Source organism: Kitasatospora sp. NPDC029367 (genome assembly GCF_055569135.1).
Genome location: NZ_JBVHYH010000151.1, coordinates 1 through 4194, shown reverse-complemented (window position 1 = coordinate 4194; position 4194 = coordinate 1). Strand labels below are relative to the sequence as shown.

Sequence of the window (4194 nt, the reverse complement as noted above, 5' to 3'; positions counted from 1 at the left end):
GGAAGCTAAGCCTCACAGCGCCGATGGTACTGCAGGGGGGACCCTGTGGGAGAGTAGGACGCCGCCGAACAATCATTCAGAAAAGCCCCTGATCCTTTCGGATCAGGGGCTTTTCGCTTTTCCGCTCAGTTGTCGTCTTCCTCGTTCGGCAGCTGGGTGTCGTCGGTCTTCGGCTGCCCCTGGGCCTGGGCCGGCTTGGGGTCAGCCGTCGGAACGTCCGAAGGCGCCGCCGACGCCGCGGCCGAAGCGGGTGCCGACGGGTCAGCCGGCGCTGCCGTTGCTGCGGGTACCGCCGCGGTGCCCCAGGACGGCCGGTCCAGCCACTTGTCGGCGGTGTTGGTGAGGCGGGCGACGCCCGTGCCGTCGGAGCGCATGCTGTAGAGATCGGCGCCGCCGCCTCCCGAGGGGGCCTGGGCGAAGACGATGGACTTGCCGTCGGGTGCGTAGGCCGCGGCGCCGTAGAAGGCGGTGGACGGGGCCGGGGTGAGGGCGCCGATGCCGGTGCCGTCGGGGTGGACGGTGTAGATGCCGCCGCCGGGGGCGTTGTCGGGGCCGGCCGGGTAGGTGGTGAAGAGGATCTGGGTGCCGTCGGGGGACCAGGTCGCGCGGTCGCCGGCCCGCAGTTCCCAGGGGGTCAGCTGGCGCAGCCCAGTGCCGTCCGCGCCGACGACGTAGACGGCGCGGCTGTTGGCGGGTTGCCCGGTGGCGCTGGTGCGGTACTCGAAGGTGAGCTGCTTGCCGTCGGGGGACCAGCTGGGGTTGCTGACGGAGCCGGAGTAGGGCTTGTCGTTGGTCAGGAAGGTGAGCCGCTGGACGTTGGTGCCGTCGGGGCTCATCAGGTAGAGGTCCGAGTACTGCACCTGGTTGTTGTGGGCCTGGTCGAGGGCGCCCCAGGAGCGGCTGAACGCGAGCTGCTTGCCGTCGGGGGAGAAGGCGGGGGCGCGTTCGTCCTCGTTGGCGCAGTCGGCGGTGCCGCTGCCGGCATCGCAGAGCTGGCTGATCTGGTGGGCGTCGTCGCCGCCGGTGGTCACGGTCCAGAGCCGGGCGGTGCCGGACTGCGGGTCGGTGCGGTCGAAGGCGACGGCGCTGCCGTCGGGGTTCCAGTCGGGGTGGTCGTCGCGGGCCCGCGCGGGCGGCTGGGTGATCTGGTGCTGGCCGGCGCCGTCCGGTCCGAGGGTGACGATGGCACTGGTGGTGCGGGAGGCGTCGGTGTAGGCCCGGCTGACGATCAGTCCGTTGCGGGCCTCGGTTTGCGCGGCGCCGACGACTCCGGGGGTAGCCGACGGGGTCGGGTCGGGGGTGGCGGTGGGAGACTCCGGGCGGATCTCGGAGAGCGGGATGTCGCCGGGCTCCGCCCCGCACCCGGTGAGCAGGGTGCCCAGAAGCAGGAGGCCCGCACCGGCGGTTGCGCGGGTGCGGGCCTTGCTGCTGCTGGGGGACTGCCGTGTGCCGGTGATCCGTGTCATCTCCGTCTCCGACCTTTCCGACCGCTTCGACGTGTGCCCCGGTCCGCGGTGGGCGGGACGCAGGACGCATCCAGGAGGAAGGTCCCTGGAAGAGCTGTCACTGTGTCAGACGGGGCGTGTCGGCGGCCGGGCGACACGCGACGGATCGCATCGGCTCGGTCACACGGAGTAGACGGGCTCGGGGGTTGGGTCAGCCCCGGGCGGCGCGGCGCTCGGCCTTGGCGAGGGCTTCCGCCTCGTCCTCGGCCTCGGCGACCTCCAGGGTCGGCGCGGTGCCGCCGAGCTGGGCGGGCAGCCACCAGGTGTCGTCGGGGCCGGAGGGCTTGCCGGGGTACTCGCGCTGGGCCCGGTCGAGCATCTCGCTCATGGCGGCGCGCAGCTTTCTGGTGACCATGACGGGCTTGTCGCTCGGGCCGAGGTGAATCGGTTCGCCGATCATGATCGTCACCGGGACGTGGCGCTTGGTGAGGGTCTTCGGGCGGCCCTTGGTCCAGAGCTGCTGCGTGCCCCACAGGATGACCGGCAGCAGCGGGGCGCCGGAGTCGGCGGCCATCCGGGCGGCGCCGGTCTTGAACTTCTTCAACATGAACGAGCGGCTGATGGTCGCCTCGGGGAAGACCCCGACGACCTCGCCGGCCTTGAGGGCGCGGACGGCGGCGTCGTAGGCGGGCTGGCCGTCGGCGCGGTCGACCGGGATGTGCTTCATGCCGCGCATCAGCGGGCCGGAGATGCGGTGCCGGAAGACGTCGTCCTTGGCCATGAAGCGGGTCTTGCGCTTGCCGCCGCGGTAGGCGCCGAGACCGGCGAAGAGGAAGTCCAGGTAGCTGATGTGGTTGCTGACCAGTACCGCTCCGCCCCTGGCGGGGATGTGCTCGGCACCGATGATCTTGATCCGTACGTCGAGCGCACGGAAGGCGGTGAGTGCGGCGCCGATCACCGGCGGGTAGACGAACTCTGCCACGGTCAGTCCTGACTTCCACGGGCCGGGGCCCGGTACGGCGGGTACCCGCGCCGTGCGTGGGAGCCGACCGGAGCACGGCACGCCGCGGCGGTCACGGGTGATACACGGAGATGATCCCCCGAACGAGTGCCTGCTGTCACCTGAGGCGTACGGTCAAGCGAATATTCGCGGTGTGATCTCCGTGATGAATCCGACCGGGAACCTTTCCGACCCGCCACCCGGCCTGCCACCCGGCCGGGCCACGGTCAGGCCCCGGCGCCCAGGCGGCCCTGGGCGCGGCGGACGATCGGGTAGATCTCGCAGCCCGGGCAGTAGCCGAAGGCGGCGTTCAGGAAGGCCGCGGCGAGGGCGAAACCGGCGGTCAGCAGGCCGAGCCAGCTGACGCCGGTGAGGAAGCCCAGGGTGCCGATGACGGCGAAGACGGCCCCGCCGCCCTGGGCGAAGCGCAGCGGGCGTTCGTCCTCGGTCGTGGTGGGCGGCGCCAGGCGGGGGGCGATCAGGAGGTGGAACAGGCCGACGTACGGGGAGCGGCGGGGGCCGCCGACCGCGCCGACCAGGAAGACCAGGGCCTGGAGGGAGAGCAGCAGGCCGCTGCCGGTGATCAGGACGGCGGCCAGCACCGCGCTGGTGAGCGCGGCGGCGAAGCGGTGACCTCGGGGGTCGGTCTGCAAGGGGTCTCCGGAGTGGTCGCGACGGGCGGCTGCGGCGGGGCGCGTCAGCGACAGCGGACGGTGGTGACGGGCCTTGGGCCGACGACACGACGGACGGTCAGCAGCGGGGAGGGGCGGTCATGGTCCACCCGCCGATCGTACGGGCCCGGTGTCGGCAGGTCGACCTCCCTTTCGGAGCCCGTACGCGCTGGCGCAGACTGGGGGGATGACCGGACTGGTGGTGTGCCTCGTCGTACTGGCGGTGGCGAGCGGGTTCGGGCTGGTGAGGGCAGGGCGCGACGGGAGGCTGCGGGTGCGCACCAAGGACGGGACGGTACGGCTGTCGGAGGAGGACCTGGGCGGGCCGCTCGGTGAGCGGGCGACCCTGGTGCAGTTCTCCACCGCCTTCTGCCAGCCGTGCCGGGCGACCCGGCGGGTGCTCGCCGAGGTGGCCGGGATGGTCGACGGGGTCGCGCACGTGGAGCTGGACGCCGAGGCGCAGCTGGAGCTGGTGCGTCGGCTGGAGGTGCTGCGGACGCCGACCGTCCTGGTGCTGGACGCGGCCGGGCAGGTGGTGCGCCGGGCGGCGGGGCTGCCGCGCAAGGCGGACGTGATCGCGGCGCTCGGCCAGGCGGTGTGACGGGCGGCGCGTGACGGGCGGGGTGCCGGGCGGCGCGTGACGGGCAGGGCGACCGGCGGCGAAGCGGTGACCGCGGGCGCCGGCGCACGGATTCGTCGGCGGTTGGTGCCCCCCGTGAGGTGGGGTCGGCCCCCGGCTGGGGCAGGATGGGCGCAAGCGGCGGTGCCGACCGTCAGGCCTAAGCTACTGGCCAGTAGTGACCACTGCGCTACCGCCGAGTATGCTGCCAGGAAGTTCCGGACCGGCACGGGAAACTCGCTGCCCGGAGCGGGTGTGTGCCGTGTTCGCACCCGCTTGCACGTCGCAGCCGTCGGACGAGACCAGTACAGGAGACAAGGCCGTGAGCTTGAGGATCGTTGTCTGTGTGAAGTACGTGCCGGACGCGACGGGTGACCGTCGTTTCGCGGACGACCACACCACGGACCGGGAGGGTGTGGACGGCCTCCTGTCGGAGCTGGACGAGTACGGCGTGGAGCA

4 protein-coding genes, 1 rRNA gene and 1 pseudogene are annotated in these 4194 nt (G+C 72.4%); 3 read left to right on the top strand and 3 right to left on the bottom strand.

The window, feature by feature from the left end:
- Positions 1 to 70, top strand: a 5S ribosomal RNA gene (gene rrf, locus ACZ4W5_RS37815); the annotation flags it as partial.
- A gap of 55 nt (positions 71 to 125) precedes the next feature.
- On the opposite strand, the gene ACZ4W5_RS37810 is transcribed toward rrf, so the two are convergent.
- From ACZ4W5_RS37810 to ACZ4W5_RS37800, 3 genes are all read right to left on the bottom strand, one after another.
- Positions 126 to 1466, bottom strand: coding sequence for a TolB family protein (locus tag ACZ4W5_RS37810; protein WP_465659772.1), 1341 nt, complete (start codon positions 1464 to 1466; stop codon positions 126 to 128).
- Between the two features lie 190 nt (positions 1467 to 1656).
- The gene (locus ACZ4W5_RS37805; RefSeq protein WP_465659770.1) at positions 1657 to 2427 is read right to left on the bottom strand and encodes a lysophospholipid acyltransferase family protein; all 771 of its coding nucleotides are present in this window, start codon (positions 2425 to 2427) and stop codon (positions 1657 to 1659) included.
- A 245-nt stretch (positions 2428 to 2672) separates the two neighbouring features.
- Positions 2673 to 3098: a DUF4395 domain-containing protein gene (locus ACZ4W5_RS37800; protein WP_360246167.1), complete on the bottom strand. Its 426-nt coding sequence runs from the start codon at positions 3096 to 3098 to the stop codon at positions 2673 to 2675.
- Positions 3099 to 3303: 205 nt separating this feature from the next.
- Between ACZ4W5_RS37800 and ACZ4W5_RS37795 the strand changes: the two genes are divergently transcribed.
- Both ACZ4W5_RS37795 and ACZ4W5_RS37790 read left to right on the top strand, forming a co-directional pair.
- Positions 3304 to 3717, top strand: a complete 414-nt coding sequence (locus ACZ4W5_RS37795; RefSeq protein WP_360246170.1) for a thioredoxin family protein — start codon at positions 3304 to 3306, stop codon at positions 3715 to 3717.
- Positions 3718 to 4057: 340 nt separating this feature from the next.
- Positions 4058 to 4194, top strand: a pseudogene (locus tag ACZ4W5_RS37790) (electron transfer flavoprotein subunit beta); the annotation flags it as partial.

Coding starts and splice junctions, on each gene's coding strand:
- ACZ4W5_RS37810 (WP_465659772.1), bottom strand. CDS start 1,466: ATGACACGGATCACCGGCACACGGCAGTCCCCCAGCAGCAGCAAGGCC.
- ACZ4W5_RS37795 (WP_360246170.1), top strand. CDS start 3,304: ATGACCGGACTGGTGGTGTGCCTCGTCGTACTGGCGGTGGCGAGCGGG.